Origin of the sequence: Streptomyces sp. NPDC049541, assembly GCF_044465725.1 — a bacterium.
Lineage (GTDB): Bacteria > Actinomycetota > Actinomycetes > Streptomycetales > Streptomycetaceae > Streptomyces.
The window spans coordinates 1,752-3,126 of record NZ_JBITLY010000026.1 but is presented as its reverse complement, the minus strand read 5'-3'; the positions used below and the strand labels follow the sequence as shown (position 1 = coordinate 3,126).

Sequence of the window (1,375 nt, the reverse complement as noted above, 5' to 3'; positions counted from 1 at the left end):
GTATGAATGACACGACTTCGGCGGTACGCTTGAGCCCCGCTACATTGTCGGCGCGGAATCACTAGACCAGTGAGCTATTACGCACTCTTTCAAGGGTGGCTGCTTCTAAGCCAACCTCCTGGTTGTCTCTGCGACTCCACATCCTTTCCCACTTAGCGTACGCTTAGGGGCCTTAGTCGATGCTCTGGGCTGTTTCCCTCTCGACCATGGAGCTTATCCCCCACAGTCTCACTGCCGCGCTCTCACTTACCGGCATTCGGAGTTTGGCTAAGGTCAGTAACCCGGTAGGGCCCATCGCCTATCCAGTGCTCTACCTCCGGCAAGAAACACACGACGCTGCACCTAAATGCATTTCGGGGAGAACCAGCTATCACGGAGTTTGATTGGCCTTTCACCCCTAACCACAGGTCATCCCCCAGGTTTTCAACCCTGGTGGGTTCGGTCCTCCACGAAGTCTTACCTCCGCTTCAACCTGCCCATGGCTAGATCACTCCGCTTCGGGTCTTGAGCGTGCTACTACAGCGCCCTGTTCGGACTCGCTTTCGCTACGGCTACCCCACCCGGGTTAACCTCGCAACACACCGCAAACTCGCAGGCTCATTCTTCAAAAGGCACGCAGTCACGAGACGAAGACAAGTCTCCGTCCGACGCTCCCACGGCTTGTAGGCACACGGTTTCAGGTACTATTTCACTCCCCTCCCGGGGTACTTTTCACCATTCCCTCACGGTACTATCCGCTATCGGTCACCAGGGAATATTTAGGCTTAGCGGGTGGTCCCGCCAGATTCACACGGGATTTCTCGGGCCCCGTGCTACTTGGGTGTCTCTCAAACGAGCCGCTGACGTTTCGACTACGGGGGTCTTACCCTCTACGCCGGACCTTTCGCATGTCCTTCGCCTACATCAACGGTTTCTGACTCGTCCCACGGCCGGCAGACCGTGGAAGAGAGATCCCACAACCCCCACGACGCAACCCCTGCCGGGTCTCACACGTCGTAGGTTTAGCCTCATCCGGTTTCGCTCGCCACTACTCCCGGAATCACGGTTGTTTTCTCTTCCTGCGGGTACTGAGATGTTTCACTTCCCCGCGTTCCCTCCACTTGCCCTATGTGTTCAGGCAAGGGTGACAGCCCATGACGACTGCCGGGTTTCCCCATTCGGACACCCCCGGATCAAAGCCTGGTTGACGACTCCCCGGGGCCTATCGTGGCCTCCCACGTCCTTCATCGGTTCCTGGTGCCAAGGCATCCACCGTGCGCCCTTAAAAACTTGGCCACAGATGCTCGCGTCCACTGTGCAGTTCTCAAACAACGACCAGTACACCGTCACACACCACTACGTGATGCTTCACCGGCGCCGGCAACTGAAGGAAGTT

At 57.5% G+C, this 1,375-nt stretch carries 1 rRNA gene (running past one end of the window); it reads right to left on the bottom strand.

What is annotated here, in order from left to right:
- Nucleotides 1-1,275 (bottom strand): 23S ribosomal RNA (locus tag ACIBW9_RS42480); it reaches 1,268 nt to the left of the window's first position.
- Nucleotides 1,276-1,375: the final 100 nt, after the last annotated feature.